17 protein-coding genes are annotated in these 22065 nt (G+C 40.3%); 3 read left to right on the forward strand and 14 right to left on the reverse strand.

Translation table 11 applies throughout. From position 1 onward, the window contains the following. Nucleotides 1-3 precede the first annotated feature (3 nt). Entirely contained in the window at nucleotides 4-1239 is a 1236-nt protein-coding gene (locus tag AC04QZ_RS07410) for an alkaline phosphatase family protein (RefSeq protein WP_478357222.1), read from the forward strand. Nucleotides 1240-1300: 61 nt separating this feature from the next. On the opposite strand, the gene AC04QZ_RS07415 is transcribed toward AC04QZ_RS07410, so the two are convergent. The 10 genes from AC04QZ_RS07415 to spt all read right to left on the reverse strand — a co-directional run bounded on the left by AC04QZ_RS07415 (nucleotide 1301) and on the right by spt (nucleotide 12554). After that, nucleotides 1301-2242 carry a phosphatase PAP2 family protein gene (locus tag AC04QZ_RS07415; protein WP_478357223.1) on the reverse strand — a complete coding sequence of 314 codons (942 nt, stop codon included), beginning with the start codon at nucleotides 2240-2242 and terminating at the stop codon, nucleotides 1301-1303. Nucleotide 2243: 1 nt separating this feature from the next. Continuing rightward, complete coding sequence (locus AC04QZ_RS07420) at nucleotides 2244-2864, reverse strand: sterol desaturase family protein (RefSeq protein WP_086547170.1); 621 nt, start codon at nucleotides 2862-2864, stop codon at nucleotides 2244-2246. Between the two features lie 356 nt (nucleotides 2865-3220). Further along, on the reverse strand, nucleotides 3221-4510 hold the full coding sequence (locus AC04QZ_RS07425; protein WP_478357224.1) for a DUF4833 domain-containing protein: 1290 nt from the start codon (nucleotides 4508-4510) through the stop codon (nucleotides 3221-3223). Between the two features lie 10 nt (nucleotides 4511-4520). Continuing rightward, nucleotides 4521-7064 carry a DUF5686 and carboxypeptidase-like regulatory domain-containing protein gene (locus AC04QZ_RS07430; protein ID WP_478357225.1) on the reverse strand — a complete coding sequence of 848 codons (2544 nt, stop codon included), beginning with the start codon at nucleotides 7062-7064 and terminating at the stop codon, nucleotides 4521-4523. Further along, complete coding sequence (locus AC04QZ_RS07435) at nucleotides 7065-7442, reverse strand: GtrA family protein (RefSeq protein ID WP_478357226.1); 378 nt, start codon at nucleotides 7440-7442, stop codon at nucleotides 7065-7067. It lies immediately after the preceding gene. Between the two features lie 3 nt (nucleotides 7443-7445). Next, entirely contained in the window at nucleotides 7446-7901 is a 456-nt protein-coding gene (locus AC04QZ_RS07440; protein WP_478357227.1) for a phosphatidylglycerophosphatase A family protein, read from the reverse strand. Beyond that, nucleotides 7901-9226, reverse strand: a complete 1326-nt coding sequence (locus AC04QZ_RS07445; RefSeq protein WP_478357228.1) for an inositol-3-phosphate synthase — start codon at nucleotides 9224-9226, stop codon at nucleotides 7901-7903. Before AC04QZ_RS07445 ends, AC04QZ_RS07440 begins: the two co-directional genes overlap by 1 nt. 18 nt (nucleotides 9227-9244) lie before the next feature. Further along, nucleotides 9245-10234, reverse strand: a complete 990-nt coding sequence (locus AC04QZ_RS07450) for an NAD-dependent epimerase/dehydratase family protein (protein WP_478357229.1) — start codon at nucleotides 10232-10234, stop codon at nucleotides 9245-9247. Beyond that, nucleotides 10231-11352 carry a hypothetical protein gene (locus tag AC04QZ_RS07455; protein ID WP_478357230.1) on the reverse strand — a complete coding sequence of 374 codons (1122 nt, stop codon included), beginning with the start codon at nucleotides 11350-11352 and terminating at the stop codon, nucleotides 10231-10233. The genes AC04QZ_RS07450 and AC04QZ_RS07455 overlap by 4 nt, the downstream gene beginning before the upstream one ends. Further along, complete coding sequence (spt, locus tag AC04QZ_RS07460) at nucleotides 11349-12554, reverse strand: serine palmitoyltransferase (protein ID WP_086547178.1); 1206 nt, start codon at nucleotides 12552-12554, stop codon at nucleotides 11349-11351. Before spt ends, AC04QZ_RS07455 begins: the two co-directional genes overlap by 4 nt. A 542-nt stretch (nucleotides 12555-13096) precedes the next feature. Between spt and AC04QZ_RS07465 the strand changes: the two genes are divergently transcribed. Continuing rightward, on the forward strand, nucleotides 13097-13993 hold the full coding sequence (locus tag AC04QZ_RS07465) for a helix-turn-helix domain-containing protein (RefSeq protein ID WP_478357231.1): 897 nt from the start codon (nucleotides 13097-13099) through the stop codon (nucleotides 13991-13993). Between the two features lie 267 nt (nucleotides 13994-14260). Here the strand turns inward: AC04QZ_RS07465 and AC04QZ_RS07470 are convergent, their stop codons facing one another. The 4 genes from AC04QZ_RS07470 to AC04QZ_RS07485 all read right to left on the reverse strand — a co-directional run bounded on the left by AC04QZ_RS07470 (nucleotide 14261) and on the right by AC04QZ_RS07485 (nucleotide 21266). Continuing rightward, the gene (locus tag AC04QZ_RS07470) at nucleotides 14261-15337 is read right to left on the reverse strand and encodes a phytase (RefSeq protein WP_478357232.1); all 1077 of its coding nucleotides are present in this window, start codon (nucleotides 15335-15337) and stop codon (nucleotides 14261-14263) included. Between the two features lies 1 nt (nucleotide 15338). Continuing rightward, nucleotides 15339-16598, reverse strand: coding sequence for a right-handed parallel beta-helix repeat-containing protein (locus AC04QZ_RS07475; RefSeq protein WP_478357233.1), 1260 nt, complete (start codon nucleotides 16596-16598; stop codon nucleotides 15339-15341). A 23-nt stretch (nucleotides 16599-16621) separates the two neighbouring features. Then, nucleotides 16622-19399, reverse strand: coding sequence for a TonB-dependent receptor (locus AC04QZ_RS07480; protein ID WP_478357234.1), 2778 nt, complete (start codon nucleotides 19397-19399; stop codon nucleotides 16622-16624). A gap of 262 nt (nucleotides 19400-19661) precedes the next feature. Beyond that, the gene (locus tag AC04QZ_RS07485; protein WP_478357235.1) at nucleotides 19662-21266 is read right to left on the reverse strand and encodes a helix-turn-helix transcriptional regulator; all 1605 of its coding nucleotides are present in this window, start codon (nucleotides 21264-21266) and stop codon (nucleotides 19662-19664) included. Between the two features lie 197 nt (nucleotides 21267-21463). Here AC04QZ_RS07485 and AC04QZ_RS07490 point away from each other — a divergent pair, with 197 nt between their 5' ends. Next, a complete protein-coding gene (locus tag AC04QZ_RS07490; RefSeq protein ID WP_478357236.1) occupies nucleotides 21464-22015 on the forward strand; it encodes a dihydrofolate reductase family protein in 552 nt (183 codons plus the stop codon). Nucleotides 22016-22065 lie beyond the last annotated feature (50 nt).

Below are 22065 nucleotides of genomic sequence, written 5' to 3' on the forward strand. Positions count from 1 at the left end.
ACCATGTTATTAAGAACAATTATTTTAGCCTGTTGTGTTTCTTTATCCCTGCCGGTACTTGCTCAAAACAGGGCGCGTAAAGTCGTTTATGTAATCGCCGATGGTATCCCTGCCGATGTAATGGAACGCCTGGACTTACCGAATTTCAAAAAGATCATCTCAGCAGGATCCTATTCGCGCATGCATGTGGGTGGCGATAAAGCCACTTATAACGAGACACCAACCATTTCGGCCGTGGGCTACAACAGTTTACTTACCGGTACCTGGGTGAATAAACATAACGTGCCCGATAATGATATAAAAGCGCCTAATTACAATTATCAGCACATTTTCAAGCTGTTTAAAAATCAGTATCCACAGAAAAAAACAGCGATTTTCTCCAGCTGGACCGATAACCGGACCAAACTGCTTGGCGATGATCTTGCTGAAACCGGCAACTTTAAGCCCGATTTTGTAGCAGACGGTTTTGAGTTAGATACAGCGCGCTTTAAACATGACAAAAATTCGGCCTACATGCACCTTATTGATGAGGAAGTGGTTAAACAGGCAGCCAGCACCATTCATGATATAGCGCCGGATCTTTCGTGGGTATACCTCGAATATACCGATGATATGGGGCATCGTTATGGTGATAGTCCGGAGTTTTATAAAGCTATTGAGATGCTGGACAAACAAATGGGCCAGATATGGGATGCCATTACTTACCGTCAACAGCAATTTAAAGAAGACTGGTTGATCGTCATCACAACCGATCATGGACGTGATGAAAAAACCGGCCGCGGACATGGCGGACAATCTGAACGTCAACGTTCAACCTGGATGGTAAGCAATTATAAAAACCTGAATACTTATGCCCAGTACTTCGATCTTGGAGTAGTGGACATTATGCCTTCAATTGCCCGTTTTCTCCAGGTAAAACTACCCGAAAATGTAGCACAGGAAATTGATGGCACACCATTTATCGGACCGGTATCTATAGCAGGATTAAAATTAAATCATGTACAAAACCATCTCGACATTAGCTGGAAAACACTGGAAAAGAAAGGTAAAGTAAAAATTTGGCTGGCAACGACGAATAACTTTAAAACAGGTGAAAAAGACAATTATCAGCTTTTGGCCGAAGTAGATGCCAGTCAGCAGCACTACCTTGCCGATCTTAAGAATTATCCTTCAACTTTTTATAAAATACTACTCGAAGCACAAGATAATATGCTCAACAAGTGGATAACGGTTAAGTAATCCGTTTCATTTTAGCCCTAAGCCCAATAGCTGATCGTTTAAGATCGGGTATTGGGCTTTTTTAATTACCAATGGCCCTAATTATATTCGCGACAAGGTATTTTAACCGGGTATGGTGGATTAAATAATGGAAAGAAATGATCCCCAAAAGCGCGCAGCTTAATCCTGCCAACACATCAAGCGTATAATGATGGCTAGTATAAACAGCCGAAAACCATATCCCTAACATTACCGTAAAAAAGAAAATATTGATTTTCCCCAGACGGTTTTTCAAACCATAATAAACAACAATAACGGGGTATGATGAATGTAGCGATGGCATCGCTGCAAATACATTAGAGCCTTTGCTGTATATCCCCTGAAAAAGCGTAAGGTTAAAATAATGATCGAATCGGGCTAATCCGGCAGTATTTCCTGCGGTTTTGGCTATAAATTCGAAGCCATGTTCCTGTACATACCAGGGTGGCGCAGCCGGAAAAGCATAATAAACCACGAAACCCAATAAATTTACCCACACAAAGGTGAGCGAAAACTGAACAAACTGCTCTTTATTTTTAAAGAAAAGATAGGTCGCAAAAGCCAGCGGAACCGGCACCCACATCAGATAGAAAAAGCCTGTCAATACATCTAAAAATGCAGTGCTATTTATTTTCCAATACTCGTTGGGGCTAAGTATTAATCCATGATGATGAATACCAAATAGTTTTTTTTCCAGCTGATATAAATCTTCAATGTGCACTTCGTTAAACAGATAGTTTGGGAAGGCTTTCATGTAATCAAACAGGATCCAGTAAACAATAAAGATTGAGAAACCTAAAATAAAACGCCTTGTTCCCGCGGAGATGAAGAATAAGGCATTAAAAATAAAAATCAGTACCAGCTGATCGGTTTTAAAGCCGACCAGAAGTATCGATAACAATAGGTATCCAACAGATAAAGCAGCTATTAGATAAATAGTCCGAAGATTATAAAAGCTGTTTTTAAGCAATACTTCTTGCTGCATTTTATTTTTTATCAAAATTAGACCTAAAAATATGGTCCCAAAAAGTCCAGCTTACCCCATAACCTTTGGTAGAATCTGAATAGTGGTGAAGCATGTGGTGGTGTTTTAATTTTTTCCAGAAACCGCTTTTAAAATTGGCGTGATGAAGCGCATAATGCACCATGTCGTAAAAGAGATAACCGATCATAAAACCGGAGAAAAATGGGTAAACCACCGTATCGGGCAATAACCAGTCGAAAAGAAAGTAAAAACCCAAAGCCATTGGAATACTGGCCGAAGGCGGCATCACTAACCTTTTGGCATCATTGGGATAATCGTGGTGTACACCATGAAAAATGAAATGGATCTTTTTGCCCCACTCCGCTTCCGGTTCGAAATGGAAAACATAGCGGTGTAAAATGTATTCGGTGATGGTCCAGATGCCCAGACCGAGTAAAAACCAAGCTGCAAAATTTAAAACGGGCATTTCGATTTCCACTAATGCTTTCCAAAAAAGAAAGGCAATCACCGGAACATAAACAATCAAGGGTACATAAAACCGAACTTTGGATAAACTTTCCAAAAAGTCATGCTTAAACATCCTGATGGATGCGGTGGAATTTGAAACAAAATTCTTTTTCATTTGGTAAAATTATTTAAACTGGTCTTCGACTCGGCATAGGTATCGTCATCCTTAACTTGTTTCAGGATCTTTATAATGAACGAATCGCTAAAAGGTCTTCGACTCCGCTCAGACAGACAAATCATATAATCGATCGTCATTCCCGCGCAGGCGGGAATCTTAAAGCTTATCGCATTACGATCCTCAATCAAGTTGGGAATGACGACCCAATAAAGGTCTTCGGCTCCTCCCTGGTTCGTCATCTCGACTGAAGCGAAGCGGAATGGAGAGATCTTTGAACATAGATTTCTCGGCTACGTTGCACTCCGCTCGAAATGACGAACAGCCAGGAAACGCTACCCGCATAACGCCCTCCGCTAAACCTTAATCCTTTCAATCAATACTTTTGAAGGTTCCGAAGCATCAAAACCTTTTATTTCTACATATTTCACATTCGGGAACCAAAAGGTCCCGCCTTCAATCCTCAGGAATATCCGCTCCAGTTGCATTTTTTTATTATTAATGGTCGCAAAAACATGGTATTTTTTATCTGCGCCAGATTTATTTAAGTACATCGGCAGTTTTTTATGTGAGGTAAACCGAAGTTCGAACTGACCATTACCCAGATTTTTGCTGATGATACCATATGCAAATTTCCGCTGGATATAACTTAAATCTTTCTTTTCACCATTATCCCCATACCGCATCCAAAATACATTTACAGGCTGGTCTTTATTCACCACACCATGTTTATCTACATTTAACTGGCAGATAATGGTATTGGTATTCGGATCGCGCTGTAAATAAAACAACTGATTACTGATGTCTTTCGGCGTAGGGAAAGTAATCGGAGAAGAATCAGCGGCCTGTGCATTTGCGTTGAGGGAAAACATGCCACCTAAACTCGTCATCAATACCAAACCTGCAATCAACGCAGCTTTGTGATTTCCTTTTCGCTCCTTAAACTCCTGTGCTTCGAGTCCTCTTTTTGCCTCTTGTAACCGTTTAACCGCCGTAATATTGGTTAACACGGCCATTACCGTAATGGGCATGGTAAAAATCGACATCGTTTCGAAAACATGGAATGAAATACCTGGCACATAAACCTTATAATCGCCCCCCATAAAATGACCCGCAATACCACAGGCAATGGCAAAAACACCAATGGTTACCACACGTTCTGGTCGCTGCATTAAACCACCTTTACATTCCACGCCCAAACCTTCGGCCCTTGCACGAGTATAACTCACCATCATCGAGCCAATCAGCGCGATAAAGGCAAACAAGGAACTTAAGAAATAATGATGCGCTACGAGATAATAACAGATCCCCAAAAACATAATCATCTCACTATAACGATCGAGTACCGAATCATATAAAGCACCAAACTTCGAACTCATGTTCCCTAATCGCGCCACCTGACCATCGAGCATATCAAACAGGCCTGCAAAAAGCACTAATGCTCCTCCCCAACCGATGTATGACATGTCGCCGCGGTTCGATTTTTCGGCACCCAATACAAAAATTACCGCTACACCAATATTAAGGATCAAACCAATGGTGGTTACGGCATTAGGTGTTAAACCTACTTTAATCAATCCCTTTACAAAAGGATTGATCACTTTATATATGCCCTGTTGCAGACTGTCCCTTAATTTTTTTTCCATAGCTTTTTTCTTAAAAATCAAATTTTACCCTGGCCCTTATTCCCCATTCCGAAACTTCCGGATTATTGAGGTAGTTGAACCGTTTCACCAGATCGACCCTCAATAATTTAAAGATGTTGCCTACACCAACACTGCCTTCCATATAGGGTTCGTTGCCCAAAGCATAAGTTCGCTGTGTACCGTTTTCGTAAATGGGCAACTGGTATAATCCTGACTGGAAATTCGGATTGTTTTCATTCCTCAATCCACCATACAAAGCCTTAAATGAAACTACTTCTCTTAATTTCAATCGTTTAATTAAGGGCACTTTATTAAAAAAGAAGCCGTTAAAATTGTGGTCTATATTGATGCTCACATAATGATCGCTCACAAACTCCAGGAAGTTCATCAGGTTATACGAATTAAGCTGATAGGCATAAGTTTGGTTGGCGCGGTGTATAGCCAATAAAGGGAAAGGCACTTTTCCGGCAATATAACCACCTTCGAAAGTCACGTCGCTATAGCCTAACTGTGATAAATAGAAACGTTTATCGATGCTTCCCATTAAGTTATGGTAATTGTATTCGCCGCCAAAAACACCCTTTAAACCTGCGGTATAACGTAAATTAAATACGGGATAACGGTCGGCAATGGGTACACGGTAAATTTTGCCCTGATAAAATTTCTCATTTGGTGCGTATCGTAATTGCAAAGAAATCTCACTGGTGCTTAACCTGTTAACATATTGATTATTCGAGTTGATATAGTTCAATCCACCGGCAGGCGTTTGACTCCATTTTTTAAAACCAAGGTTATAAGAAAAGTGATTTTCGAACTCTTTTACATAATCAAAACGGTAAAAATCGTTGTACAACAACATATCGTTTACCCCACGTTTAAACGAAAGCAGGAAATTATCTTCCTGTACAAACTGGAGTTCTTGTCCGGGTATTTTGGTATCGCGTTGAAAACTGGCCCTCACGTAGTTCTGAGGAAATTCGTAGATCGATTTATTGTTCAGCGAATAAGTTCCGGAAAGGAAAAACTTCCATTTCTCATCTTTAATCCCGTAGGCTAAGTAATTTTCGAAATAATAGCGTTTGCTGAGCTCGGGCGTTGTTCGGCCACCCACACGCAGCCTTAAACCTTCTACATTGTTAAAACTGTAGAAGGTATTTACGGGGCCAATTTCGTAAGGTCCTAAATTCTGATAACCTGCAAATAAAAGGGTAACAATTTTCATCGTCCGTTTGAAGGATGGGAGGTTTTGCAGGGTATCGATATTGCCATAAATTTCCAGCTGGTTTTTCGAAATGCTATCCAACCTGTTTTTCTCCCAGAATTTATCGTCCTTTTTAGCAGCATCGGCTAATACTACCGTACTTTTCCCCTGAAAAATGGTATCAGGCAGCATGGCATCGAACTGGTAATTTTTAAAGGTAACGGTACGTTCGCCGGTAAAACCTATGCCTTTTGTTTTGCCAATTCCGAAATCGGCCAACAGATTACTTTTGCTAAGGCTGTATTTGCCTTTATCGTTTGCTTCAAAATCAAGGTCGATTTTTAGCGCACGCACAAAGTTGAGGTTAATGTTTTTATTTACCCCAAATGAAGCGCCGGTAACCGCATAATGGCTATCATTGGTTACATAAATCTTTCCCTCAAATAACATATCATTTGTATTTCGGGGCGTAAAAGACAGCTCAATAACCTGAGGTTTTTGATTTTTTAGGGTATCGGTAATAAAAAACTTATAAAAAGCAGGTGCACCATCTGCAATTGGGCTTAAAAATTCGTTACTGATAACCGAGATATTGTTTTTATAGATATCGATATCCTGGTACATCCGATCGAAGTAGGTCTTCAATCCTTTATTATCGATATACCGGCTATCAAATTGAACCTGTTTTTCACCAATTACGATGGTTTTATTCTTTTCGGGGTTTTTACTGAGGTAGCTATCCGAAAGTTTTTCCTGAATATAAACCGGCAAAAGGTTTTTCCCACCAATCAAGGTTGAATCCTGCTCCTGAAATAAAAACTGATAATTCCTGAACATTCTTTTGTTCTTAAACTTATCCGAAACATTGCTCAGCGAGAACAACATCTTCTCGTATTGCCTAAAAGATGCTGTATTATAACTTTTAATGCGGTTTTCTTCTTTGTGCGCAATCACCTGGCGGATCAATTCGACCGCCGGATTATCCTTATTGCGGTATTTTATCTTTTTACCACCCACAATAACCACTTCATCCAGGGCCCTCGAATCGGGAACCAGGGCAACATCAAGCTCCTGTGTTGCAGATGCCATTATATTTTTAAAAACAGTCCGATAACCCACATAATTAAAACTGATTTCACTTTGAGGATCGGGAGAAACCAACGTGTACTTTCCGTTTATATCGGTCTGTATCCCGACCTTGGTATCTTTAAAAAAAACGGAAACGTTGGGCAGTGTTTCTTTGGTTACGGCATCGCGCACTGTACCAGATACTATTGTCCTTTGGGCAAAGGCATTTACCTGCAAAATAAAACTGAGCACCACGAATAAAAAAAATGAATAGATCGGTTTCATTTAACTTGTAAAAATAAACTGCTTTTGCATGATATAATTGTAGCTTAACCCGGTTAAAACCGAGCTTAACACCTTCGCGAGTACGTAATTGAGATTAAAAAAACGAGTGAGGATAAACACGCCTGCGGTTACGATGATCAGGTTGCCTGCCCATACCAAAATGTATTTCAATAGCTGCCATTTAATAGCTTTTGATTTACTTTCGAAAACCCATTTCCGGTTCACGTAAAAATTAACAAGCCCACCGCTAACCGTACCGCTTATACTTGCCGCCAGATACCACCAGCCAAAAAGATTTGCGGCAATGATCGTCACACCGAAATCTGTAGCCGAGGCGACTAAAGATGATGCCTGTGCTTTTAGGTAAGTGAACATCATGGATTAAAACAGTGCTAAAACAACCACCAGCTGGAGAATCACATTTGCGTAAATGCCAGCCAGCACATCATCGGCCATCACGCCCCAACCACCTGGCAATTCTTCCATTTTACGGATATAAAAGGGTTTAAGTATATCAAAAAACCTAAAAAGAACAAGTCCGATTAGGGTATATTGCCATTTTAAAGGCACAAATAACAGGGTAATACACATTCCCGCTACTTCATCAATCACTACCCTTTGATGGTCTTTTCCCCAAATTTCTTCTACCCGATCGGCACTCATTACCCCCAACATCACGATAAACATGGTGATCAGTACCGGCCATAAATATGGGTTGCTATAAGGGCTCTGGGAAAGGTGCCAGCAAATGCAGGTTGCTATTGCAGCATATGTACCGGCACCTTTGCCGATATAGCCGATTCCCAGAGCCGTTGAAAGAAATTTGTGGATAAACACTATACCGTTTCTATCAGTTCTTCTTCGTAATCCTGACCTAAATGGGTGATCAATTCTTCGCCCATGATGTAACGTAAGGTATTCTGAAGTTTCATCAATTGTTTAAAAATGTCGTTTTCTGCAGGTACACCCGGAATTGTTTGTGGCGATTTCAGGTAGAATGACAACCATTCCTGAATGCCCGATAGGTTTGCACGTTTAGCCAGATCGATAAACAAAGCCAGATCCAGTACAATCGGTGCGGCCAATATCGAATCGCGGCAAAGGAAATTGATTTTGATCTGCATTTTATAACCTAACCAGCCGAAAATATCGATGTTATCCCAGCTTTCTTTGTTATCACCGTGCGGCGGATAATAGTTGATCCTGATTTTGTGGTACATATCGCCATACAAATCAGGGTTAACTTCTGGCTTAAAGATATCTTCCAATACACCCAGTTTTGATACTTCTTTGGTTTTAAAGTTATCCGGATCATCCAATACCAAACCATCGCGGTTTCCTAAAATATTATCAGAAAACCAACCATTTACGCCTAACGAACGTGCCGCTAAACCAGGCGCTAAAATGGTTTTCATTAAAGTTTGACCGGTTTTAAAATCTTTACCAGCAATTGGGGTATCGGTTTCTTTAGCCAGTTCGATTAAGGCAGGAATATCAACCGTTAAGTTTGGTGCACCGTTAGCGAAAGGAATTCCTAATTTTAATGCAGCATAGGCATAAATCATACTTGGTGCAATACGCGAATCGTTATCTCTTAAACCTTGCTCAAAGGCAGCTAGTGATTCGTGCACTTCAGATGGTTCGAAATAAATTTCGGTAGAACCACACCAAACCAATACGATACGATCGCAGTTATTTTCTGCTTTGAAGTTTTTAATATCCTCCATTACGGCTAAAGCCAGTTCGTAACGGTTATCGATATCTTTTACATATTTGCCATCCAAGTTTTTTACGTAATTTCTGTCGAAAGCAGCGCGCATTGGTTTAATGGCCTGCAGTTCTTCACGCACATCGCGCAAAAGGTTAGCATCTAATACACGGGCATTCATTGCCGCTTCGTAAACGTTATCTTCATACACATCCCAACCACCAAATACCAGATCCTCAAGACCAGCCAGCGGCACAAAATCTTTAATTTTTGGTTGTTTATTCTCCGTTCTTTTGCCCAAACGGATGGTTCCCATCTGTGTTAACGAACCGATTGGTTTCGATATTCCTTTTTTAATTGCAGCAACGCCGGCAATCATGGTTGTTGCTACAGCACCTAATCCCGGCATTAATATTCCCAGCTTGCCTTCAGCTGCTTTTACTTGTTGTTTCATTCTATTTTATTTAAAATCTTATAACCAATTGTTTTTACGGTACCAGTTTATGGTTTCATTCAGTCCTTGTTCCAACCCGAATTGGGGCACAAAACCAAAGTCGTTCTGAATATTTTTAATATCACAGCCCCAGTTCAGGGCCGTGAGCTCTTTTATCTTATCTACATTTAAGGCGGGTATTTTATTGAATACGCCATACAACCTTTCCATCGACCAGGCAAGGCCCTTAATCATTTGCACAGGTACATTCACCGTCAATGTTTTTTTGTTTAAAGCTTTGCGCACGTGGGCCGCCAGTGCAGAACGGTTATAAACTGCCCCGTCTGAAATGTTATAACTTTTGCCAACCACATCAGATGCGAGTGCTTTTATAATGATATCAGCCAGATCGGTGGCGTATACAAAACTGAGTTCCTGTTCCTGCTTACCGATATACAGTTCAAACCCTGCTTTGATCGTTTTAATCAATATGAAAATGTCTTTCTCCCGCGGACCGTAAACCGCTGTTGGTCTGAAGGTAATTAAGGGCAGATTTGGAATCTGAGCCAAATAGGTCTCGGCAAGCGCTTTACTGATCCCATAATTGGTTACCGGATTTGATGCCCCTTTATCGGTTAGTTTTTCATTTTTTTGATTTAAAGGTCCCAGAGCGGCCAAACTGCTGATAAATACAAATTTCTTAATCGGGTGTTCTGATTTCGAAGCTGCCAGCGCCAGATTTCGGGTATAAATGGCGTTTACCTGATTGTAATCATCGAGTTTTTTCGCCTTGGTTACCGCAGCGGCATGCACGATATAATCGTATTTCTTTTCTTCTATGTTTTCTTTTAACAGGTATATCGAAGAAAGATCAAGATCTACGTAATTAATCTGAAAATCTTTAAGATGATCTGCAGCAGCTGACCGGCGCACATTTGCATAGACTTCCAGATTGCTGGCCAAAGCGGCTTTAATCAGGTGATAGCCCACAAATCCGGTTGCTCCTGTTATCAATACCCGCTTTTTCATATCGTTTTCTCCAAAATCCTGTATTTGCGGTATAACTTCCCGCCAATATCTTCAATGGGTTTATTGATCAGGTCGTTATGATCTAAAGTCCAGCTGGCCTCTGCATATTTCATATTTTTAGCCTTGAAATGTTTGATGATACGACCGTAAAGACAGGCCTCAATGCCCATTTTCCGGTAACCATCGACCACGCCAAGTAATAAAATACGGATGCCGTCAATTTTCTTTTTATTGGCTAAAAGTTTGATTAATCCTGTAGGAAACAACCTGCCGCGTTTAATTTTGATCAGGATCTGGTTGATATCGGGAATGGCCAGTGCAAAACCCACAATCTTGCCATGCTGCTCGGCCAGGATGCAAAATTCAGGATCGAGGATCAGTTTTAAATCGTTCGCCGTATAGTCAAATTCTTTATCTGTCATCGGTACAAAACCAAGGTTTTTATCCCATGCTTTATTGTACACCTCTCTTACCGCGTTGCACTCTTCCCTGAATTTCTTCATGTTGATTTTGCGGAGTACAATATCATTCCGGAGCAGCCGTTCCTCTATCCTATCCAGTAGTTTAACCGATCTTTCGCTGTAATTCCCTGCGGTATAACGGTAGGCCCTTAAATCGACATTTTTCTGGAAACCCGTTTGCTCCAGAAGCGACAGATAATATTGGGCGTTGTAAGGCATCATGGCTACAGGCGGTCCGTCGAAACCTTCAATCAGTAAGCCGCATACCTCATTGGTAGAGAAATTTACCGGACCTAAAACTTTCGTCAATCCCCGATCTGATAACCAATCCTGTGCTGCGTTTAAAAGCGCCTGCGCAACTTTCACATCGTTTATACAATCGAAAAAACCAAAGAAACCATCATGTCCGCCGTAAACCTTATTGTGGTTGGTATTGTTAATTGCAGCAATCCGGCCAACTATTTTACCCTCATCATAAAGCAAAAAAAGCTGGATTTCCGAATGTTCGTAAAAAGGATGTTTACCCGGGGTAAGCAAATCGCGTTGGGCAATAAATAACTCAGGAACATAGTTTACATCATCCGCATACAATTGGTGTGGAAAATCAACAAAGGCCTTTAATGCTTTTTTACCAGAAACCTTTACCAGTTCTCTCATGATTGGCTTCCTACTAATTCTACGTTAACGGCCTTAAAAGCTGCGCTTAGTTTGGCGATGGCCGATTCAATCTGCTCGAAAGTATGGGTAGCCATTAAAGAAAACCTGATCAAAGACGAATCGGAAGGCACCGCCGGCGAAACAACCGGATTTACAAATACCCCATTTTGCTGAAGGATATTGGTAATCATAAAGGTTTTGATGTTATCGCGGATGTAAACGGGAATAATCGGACTATTGCTGTGCCCGATATCGAAACCGGCCTCGAGTAAAAGTTTTTTCGCATATTCTGTATTGGCCCAAAGTTTATCTATCCGTTCGGGCTCCGATTCGATAATATCCAGTGCAGCAATCACACTTGCCACAGCAGATGGCGGCATACTTGCGCTAAACATGAGTGAACGGGCGCGGTGTTTGATATATTCGATGGTTTCGGTACTGCCAGCAATAAAACCACCTAATGAGGCCAGCGACTTGCTAAAAGTGCCCATAATTAGGTCTACATCCTCCGTAAGGTTAAAATGTGATGCTGTTCCCGATCCATTAAAGCCAATTACGCCAAGGCTATGTGCATCATCCATCATGATATTGGCGCCAAATTCGTTGGCTATGTCTACCATTTCAGGAAGGTTAACTAAATCGCCTTCCATACTGAAAATACCATCTGAAACAATCAATTTGGCTGAATCTTCAGGTAACCGGCTTAATTTGCGGCGCAGATCCTGCATATCGTTATGGGCATATTTAATCGTCCGCGAAAAAGCCAGACGGCTACCATCAATAATAGAGGCATGATCGTATTCGTCCAGCAACAGGTAATCGTTACGATCTAATAAACAAGATATTACCCCCAGGTTAACCTGAAAACCCGTGCTGAAAAGTACTGCAGCTTCTTTACCTACATACTCGGCCAACCGGTTTTCCAATTCGAGGTGAATATCGAGCGAACCGTTCAGAAACCTCGATCCTGCGCAGCCGGTTCCATATTTTTCGATGGCTGCTTTAGCGGCTTCTTTTATTTTGGGATGATTGGTTAAGCCTAAATAGGAGTTTGAACCAAACATGAGTACCTTTTTTCCATTGATCACCACCTCGGTATCCTGGCCAGATTCTATCGACCTGAAATAAGGATACAATCCCTTTTCTTTTATCACCGCCGCATCCTTAAAAGAGGCAATTCTATCTTGTAATTTTTTACGCATGCTGAACACTTATATTCTTCAGTTTTTTTAAACCCTGTTCTGAAAATTTGGTCTGCACCCGAATGCTATTTGTAGATATTAAAATCAACGATATAGATTAAGGCCGCATTAACCGAACGATTTGATAACACAATTTTAACGCGGAATTGAAGCCAAAAAAAGGTTCAAATGTGGGATATATTGGTCAAAAAGTTGGATTGGCAAAATGTGACATTCAGATGAATTGACTAATTGACATTCTGACTTTTATTATAAAATAGTAAAAAGGTTAAAAACAGCCAAAAAAGCATCAAAAACAAGATAAATACCTGTATTTAAGCATAATACAGCAATACAAACTCTTAATCAAAAACACAAAAATCAATCAGAAATTAGTCATTTTAAAAAAATGTTCTTGCAAAACTGATCCCGAACATTACATTTGCCATAGCAAAATCCGACAGATAAAGGGCGAAAAACTATCCATAAAAGGGTGGCTAAAATTGTGGTGCAAAAGATGATCGAATCTGTTAAGAAATTATTAAAAAACGCTGAACGATTTTATGCAACAAGAGTTACTCAATAAAACTTTTTCAGAAAAAAAACATGAGGAAGCGCTTTCTTTAAATGATGGATTGATGGCAAAAATCCACCATAGCAGCGATCCGCATTATTGCAGTTCGGAACCTTTCCGCGTATCGAGTTATGCTTTAATTCTGATCACCAAGGGAAAGATGAACCTTCGGATAAATTTTGTGGAGCATGTATTAAACCAGAGGGATATTCTACTTATTTTTCCACATGCTGTTTATGAGATTAAGGATAACAGCGATGTTTCTTTCATCAGCATCCATTTCAACAAAAGTTATTTAAAAACCAAAGGGGTATTCTTTAACAGCGGAGAAGCTTACCGGATGTTCCAGAACGACCCCACGCATAAATTTTCATTGTCAAAAGAGGAATATACATTCATTTATTATGATATGCTTGCCCTGCACAAAAAGCTGAATGTATCAAAAGATACCCCGCAGATTAAAAACATTGTGCATAATAGCTTTCTGGAATTGCTTTATGACCTCTTTCTGCTAAAAAACAAACAGAAAGATGCCTTACCTTTTGTTCACGATAGCAGGACAGAACTCACCAATCGTTTTTTATCACTGGTATCAGAAAACTTTAAAAAGGAAAAACGTGTAATTTATTATGCCAATTGTTTACGCATTACGCCAAGGCATTTATCGCAGGTGGTTAAACAGGTAACCGATAGAACGGCGGGCGCAATTATTGATGAAATGGTGATCAGAGAAGCGAAACTACTGTTAACCAGCCATGTAATGAATATCTCGGAGGTTGCCATGGAGCTGCGCTTTAGCAACTCCTCTTTTTTTGGCAAGTATTTTAAAAAACAGACGGGCATTACCCCGTCTGAGTATAAATTATCGAATAATATTGCGGTATAGGTCGATCTCATCACACTACTACAATAATTTCTTGAAGGAGCCGTCATAAGGCTGTATCATATTTGTATTTCACTTCGAATTTGTCACGTTGAACATCCCGAAGAATCGGGACAGGTTGTCGAAACGCTTTGTAAGACATTTAAAAGGTCCTTCGACAAGCTCAGGATGACAATTCTATACTTATGGGATAGACTCATCTTTTTTTTGCTACAAAGACCCTGAAATAAATTCAGGGTGACGACCACAATCGGGAATAGTATTTCCGGTCTAGTTTATTACCTTCAGTTTTTTACCGGCCAGATCTTCCCATCTGTAAAAATGAAAGGTCTTATCATCGCTCATGGCCACCAGCAAACCGTGTTTAAAATCGTTATTTAAAGGGACTGAAACCACATCAATCCCATCTGTTTGATTTGCGGAATATTTAACGGTGGTTAATAGCGGATGTGGGTTGCTAGTATTGGCTTTAGCCACCCGATCGTACACCTTTAATTGTTTAGCGCCCTGATCGGAAACGACGATATAACCCTTATTTCCTGATGTTTTATAAATAGCGATTCCTTCATTGTCGACAGCAAAATCGCCTTGTCCGAATAGGGCCAATTCTGTATTCCCTTTGGCCGGATCGGCGTAATATTTACGCACACCAACCTGCTCATCGCAATAGTAAACATAACCCAGTTCGTTATCTACAGCAATGGCTTCTATTTCTTTCTTGCCACTATACTGGCCGAATTTCCGCACTAAATCTGCTTTAACATGGCCTTTTCCATCGTCAGTTAATAGATATTGCCAAAGATAACTCCCGTTTTTAGGTCCTGTTTTACGGCCAACAATGGCATAAATTTTTCCACTCGGATCGGTATACATCGAAATCCCCATCAAATCGCGGTACTCTGCGCCAGTTTCGCCTACAAAAACCGAAATTCCACCATTATCGATGGCTTTCATATCGGGAAGAGAAAATATCCGCAGTTTATGCGTGTAACGTTCTGTTGTAACTGCAATATCTGTCTTTTTCCCGGCCAGTTGCAAACCATAAGCAATATCAACATTATCTGGTCGCTTTAAACCCTTTACCGTTTTTGATTTAATGATTTTACCTTTCAGGTCGAAAACATACAGGCCACCACTGCTGTCTTTATCCGTACCGATCACCAAAGACTGCGCTGGATCATTCGGGTTTACCCAGATCGCAGGATCGTCGGTATCAAAATCGACAGGATCGGATACATACAGGGGTTTTACTGCTGTATCATTTCCATTTGGTGTACCTCCATTACAAGAAATGGCCAGGCTTAAAACCACAAAAGCGGCAAAGTTTAATATATTGTTATGCTTCATTTTATATTTTAGTTCCGTATGCACCAACAAATGTTGATGGTGAAGGTGAGACATAGGTGATACCATTTTTCATTATAATTCCAGTTTGGTGATGGCGGGTAAAGTTAATGATGCCTTTACCCAAGGCTGGGGAGTTGCCCTGCAGGTGGAAATCCCATGCGGTATTAAAATCGGCATTCGTCACAGCTGTATTTAAAGGATAATTCACAAATTTAGGATCGTTTGCGCCGGCAACATTACTAATGACATCGTTTTTACCGCCCACAATATCGCCAGTTGGCTGAAACTGATTTACTGTGGTCTGATCGAAACCGTAATACCAGTTATTGCTGTAAACAGAACGGCTGTCTTCAGGCTTTTTGGGATCTCTTTTCACACCAAAACGGGTATTGGCGAAAAGATTATTGTACAGATCGGCGCGCACCGTACTTTCCAGCCAGATCGATCCGCCTTTCGCCGTTGGTCTTCTCCAGCCCGTATTTACCATGGTATTGTTATAGGCAATAATATAGGCTTGTGGCGTTTTATCTCCGGTGTTAGATAATTTTAAAGCATTGGTATTGGTGCTATAAACCAGGTTATAAGCCACATCTGCCAAACAGCCCGATTTAAAGTTCATGGCCTCTCCTCCTGTTACTCCAGTAGTATAAAATACATTGTTGGCAAAAATGATTCTTCCACCTTCAATATAAGTACAATCTTCCTGAAAATTTCTGATGGTACTATTTTGAACCACCAATCTGCCCCTGGCATTGGCAAACCAAAGGGCGGGCAAACTTTCGCCGGCAACAGCTTTGTACAAGCCCATTTTTACCGAAGTAGAAGCATCGGAAGTTTTAGCACCGCCATATTCGAGAATGACATGATCGAGCACCAGTTCCTCACATGTCGGACCAGCTAAAATACCACCCCAAAGTTTACCAAACTTGGTTAACGGTGTTTTGTAAAAATCGTTTACGGTAAATTTGATGGGGTTCTCTGTGGTGCCCAAAGCATACAGATTACCTTTTATAATCATTTCGGGTTTCGCAACCGTATCCATCAGTACCGTTACGCCTTCTTCAATAGTGAGCGTTTTCCCTTCCGGAATGACAATATCACCTTTAATGACCTGTGTACTGCCTTTAGCCCAAACCCCTGAAACTTCGCCAATTGCCGAACCATCAACAGCGGTGGTATCGACATCGATATTGGCTTTTTCACATCCTGTTAAGGTCAGCGCCATCAGGATCATCAATTTAAAAATCTGATTCGATTTCATGTCTTTGTATCTTTAAATTCTAATTAATTAAACTTATATCTGAAGCCAACCAGATAATTCTGGCCATAATAATCACTTCTGATCAATGTATTTCCTTTTTTAACCAGGTCTTCATTGATATTGTTATTCTCAGGATTTGTACCTTTTATAAATAACTTTGTTGGGGTATTTAAGATGTTATTGGCTTTGATAAAAACACTAATGCCACCTTTAAAACGTTTCTCAGCAGAAGCATCCATCTGTACAAATCCTTCCTGCCACAAATCGTTATTTAGGAATTGAGAAACCGTGTTGATGCGTGGCCCTGTATAAGCACCTGCAACCTGAACATCCCAGCCTTTTTTAGTGTCTTTAAACAATAGCGATAAGTTGGCAATATGTGCTGACTGACCGTAAAGCGGACGCTCCTGATTAACATTAGCCGGTTCCGTATCTCCTGTAGTAGGATTAATAACCCTGGTGGTTTTAGTGGTGTTGATGCGTGAATGGGTATAGGTATAATTGGCCTTTACACCTATTTTGCTGAAATATTTGATGTAATCTACTTCTGCCCCATAGTTATTGGCGGTACCAAAGTTTCCTGGCGTATAAAAAGTGTCTTGTCCACGAATGGCATCGGCCTGAAAGGTATATTCAATAGGATTTTTAATGCGTTTATAAAAAGCACCAACCAATAATTGCTCTGAAGCGCCAGGAAAAAGTTCGTAGCGTAAATCGAAGTTATCGGCTAAAGCACGTTGCAGGTTCACATTACCACGTTCTACAAATTCTTCGTTTTTCACTCTTCCAGGTACAATTTCATAAAAACCAGGGCGGTTAAGGGCCTTGTAATAAGAAGCATGTAATTGCGCTTTCGGGCTTAAGAAGTATTTTGCAGTTAAACTGGGTAGCAGATCAGTATAAATCTGATTTCCTTTAGGGAAAGCCTCACCTGCAGGAAAAAGCAGATTATAACCCTGGTTGGTATGTTCTACCCTTAACCCTCCGATTACTTCCAGTTTAGCTGAGTTATATTTAAACATACCGTATCCGGCTGCTATTTTTTCGCTTGCATCGTAGGTTAGTGCATTAGACACTGCACCTGTAGGATTACTCACCACGAGATTTAAATCGGTATAATTTTGAAAATTCACACCGTAAAGATCAAATGCATTGGCTGCACTTGGGGCAAGGTTGTAATTGTTAAAGAAACTGCTTCTTTGTTTATCGCGGTATAAACCTCCGGCCATAATATCCAGTTTGTGCTCATCGACTAAAACATGGTAAGTCAGATCAAGATATCCTGCCAAATCCTCGTCGGTACTGCGCTCCCATCTGCGGGTAACCGGATCGGTATTAACCAAGCTGGTCCGTTTGCTCTGAAAATTCTGCTGTATCCCGTTTAAACTGATGCTGGTATTTTCGGGTACATCATTTTTAGCAGAAGAATAAACAGCCGACCATTGCACTTTAAATTTATCATCAAAGAATTTATGATCGCCATGAAGTGTTGTATTGTAAATCTGCTGCTCCGTTAAGCGGCTGCGCGTATCGTAAACCAATTCAGCATTCCCTGCGGTTGGATTATAAACCCCATTATAGGTAGTGGTTACCGCATCTCTAACCTGCTGATTTTTTAGGTTAACATACACATTATATAAACTGATCTGGTGATCTTTGTTAAAAACATAATCAATTTTTCCATGTAAACCTGTTCGTTGCTGCTGTTCGGAATACTCACGGTAACTTTTACTGGTAATTTTGGCATAAGGATCGATACCTACCACTGCGTTATTGTAAAAAGTACTGTTGCTGCCGCGATAAGTGTTCTGATAACTTCCTGCCAGCACCACTCCGAGTTTATTATCCAAAAAGCGTTTACTTAGGGATAAGCTCCCGATTAAATTGGGTGCAGGATTTTTATATTTATAATCGAGTGTCCCTTTGGTAAAATCGCTTTGAGTAGCATTGTAGTTTTTCCCGTTTACTTCGTAAGGCGATTTGTAATTAATACCTGAAGCATTGTAACTGGTAAACTTCCGGTCGAAAAACAACTGGTTATAACCTGTAGAAACATTGGCATTTACCTGTAATAAACCAGGCGCATTTTTCATCACCATATTAATGGCACCCCCAATGGCATCGCCCTCTAAGTTTGGGGTAAGTGTTTTATACACCTCTAAACGATCGAGTAAATCAGAAGGAAAAAGATCAAGCGGAACATAACGGTACTTATTATCCGGACTTGGAATTTTCACACCATTGACCAAAGTATAGTTGTAGCGTTTATCCATTCCCCTTAATATGGCGTACTGCCCGTCGCCATTGCTGTTGCGCTCTATTGACACACCCGAAATGCGTTGCATCACATTGGCTACCGTTAAATCAGGCGAAATCTCAATCGATCTCCCTGAAACGATATTCATCAGCTGTGGAGCATTTTTTTCCAGGCGTCTTGCCCCTTGATCGGTAGAACTCACCGCATTCGATTTAATGGTGATATCATCAAGACTTTTAGAATCGCTCTCCATGTAGAACTTTAAGTGATCATTATCCTCTTTCAGTATCACTAAGGTTTTCTCGATGGTTTTGTAGGTAATGTAGCTTACACTAATTTTGGCTGAACCTACTTTTACATCCTTAAATTCGAAAGTACCATCCAATCCGGTATTGGTTGTGCGCCTTGGGTTTTCTAAAACCACTGTTGCACCTACAATGGCCTCTCCTGTTTGCTTATCGTAAACATGGCCTTTCAGTTTTGTGGCATTTGCGGTGCCTGCACAAAAAAGAAATAAAAACAGAATTTGTAATCGTTTATTCATCGTGTTTGGTAATGTCTTTTTATTATCGACGGGGCAAAGGTGTATACACGATTTTACACCAGGAAATTATCGAGGTTACATAAAGGCAACAGCGTTACAACAGCCATAGATCAAAAAGCAACACAAAACCACAAAACAATGATTATCAACAAATTAAGCATACACAAAAACGCCGTTATGCTTTTATTACCGTTACATTAACAAATTGTTAAGCCTCAAAAAACACCAAAAAACAGCTCATATGTTACAGCTGATGTAACGGTTATAGCGCCTGGATAAATGCAGATAAATTATCGCCTTGCGACATATTCAGCTTTTTTCTGAGCCTATATCTCGATACCCTTAAACTATCGGTGGATATACCGAGCAAGGTTGCGATATCGCCTGAATCGAGATTCATTTTTAATAGTGCAATCAGGCGCATATCGGCCGAAGTAAGTTCGTTGCTATATTTTTTCAGGCTTTCGAGAAATTGATGATGCACCTGTTCGAAAGCCACCGTAAATTCTTTCCAGTTGCGTTCGTGGTTAAAGCTCTGGTTAATCTCGGTGAGGATCTGGTTCATTTGCTTTTTCTGATCGCGTTTATCCTCTTTTACCATCGCCTGTAAAGTAGCTCTAAGGTTTTCCAGGAACTGGTTGTGTTTGATCAGATTTAAGGTATGGGTAGATAATTCCCTGCTTTTAACCTCCAGCAACTGCTTTAGGTGCTGTTCTTCTAGCTGAAGATTTTTGAGTTCGAGGCTGGTCATATCATGTTCTATTGCCTTCTGCCGCGCCAGCATCTGTTGATCTTTCAACTTTAACCGTTGTCTGCTAAAAATAACAAAACCTAAAACGACCAATAATATCACCACAATTGTGGCTGAAAAAGCAATAATCCGGTTCACCTTCCGGTCGTTTTTCAGTTTATTAATCTCATCCGATTTTTTATTGATATCGTACAATACCTGTAAAAAAGCGACCTGTCGTGCACCATCTTCCGAATACAGATCGATGGTATATTTATAACCCAGTTTTACATAATGATAGGCACTATCCATGTTATTCAGCAGTTCGTAAGCCTTCCCCAAATCTCTGCAACAGGAGCTTAACTGATAAATATTACCCATTTTTTCGGCCAGTTTCAATGCAGTTTCAGTTTGCACAATACTTTCTTTATACCGGCCGGTTTTACGGAGGATATCGCCCAGATTATTAATCACCTCAATGCTCCCCAGGTCATTATGATCTTGCTGATATAAATCTAACGACTGTTTAAAGTGCACATAAGCAGAGTCGTAGCGCTCCAGATCTTCATATATACTACCCAGGTTTTCGTGTATTTTTGCCTCCCCGCTTTTATCGTTAACCTGTTCGTTTATTTTTAAAGCGAGTTTTTGATAGTAAAATGCACTGTCGTAAAGCTGCCTTTTTTCGTATAACTGCCCGATATTCCCCAAAACGGTTGCCTGGCCTGTTAAATTATTCGCTCGTTTATAAATGCCAATGGCTTTATTATAGCTATTTAAGGCTTTATCTTTTTGCTTCATGTAGTAGTAGAGTACACCGGCATCGTTAAGGTTGGCGGCCAGCAAAAGTGATTGATTGGCTGTATTGAATATTTTATCTGCTTTTAAAAAGAACTCTAACGATTGACTAAAATGCCCCTGTGTATAACAAACCTTGCCCATTTGCTGTAAACATTTACCCTCTAAAAGCTCATCATTATCGTCGATAGATTTCGCATATATTTTTTTTAACTGAGCCAGGGCTGCAGTCGGGTCTTTTTGATTGAGCGCAATAATCGATTCGAATTTTTCTTCCTGCGCATTTACATTTGAAATGAAAAACAGGAAAAGTAAAAGAACACTAAAAGGTTTGATCATGTTAAAGCATCTATATATCAGGCAATGCTGAACAAAGAAAGAGCGTATATGTTAACTTAAGGTTAAGTTGGAGAATTAACCGATGGAGATGAATGCAACGCTAATTTCGAGGCCGATTTTATATTAGCCCGTTAAATGATATTTTGTAATTTAGAAGTTAAGAGCTTGTATAAAGCTAAACCGTAAAATAAACACAGATGAAAAAGATTATTCTCGACCTTGCTGTTACCCTTGATGGATATATTGAAGGCCCCAATGGAGAAATTGACTGGTGTATTATGGATGGGGATGCCAATTTTAACGATTTTTTAGATGGCATAGATTCTATTTTTTATGGACGGATCAGCTACGATCTCTGGGGAAATTACCAGCCCGGAGAAGAAGAAAACGATTTGATGAAATCGATCTCCGAAAATATCAACAGCAAGAAAAAGTATGTTTTTTCGCATACCAAAACCGACGATGGTACAGGTGCAACTTTTATCCATTCGGACATTGTGGAAAGGGTTAACGAAATTAAAAAACTGCCGGGTAAGAACATATGGCTATATGGTGGTGCGAAGCTAATATCTACCTTTTTAAATGCCGGCCTGGTTGATGAACTGCAGCTCGCTGTACACCCGGTAATATTAGGCGGAGGTAAATTATTATTTAGTGAAATAACCAATCGGGTTTGGCTAAGCCTAAAAGAAACCAAAAGTGCTCCATCGGGTGTTGTGCAGCTTATATACGATGTGAAGGATAAATGAGCTGATTAGTTTAGAGTTAAGGGTTTGGCGTTTAGAGTCAACTTAACCTT

It is taken from the genome of Pedobacter folensis (genome assembly GCF_056490665.1).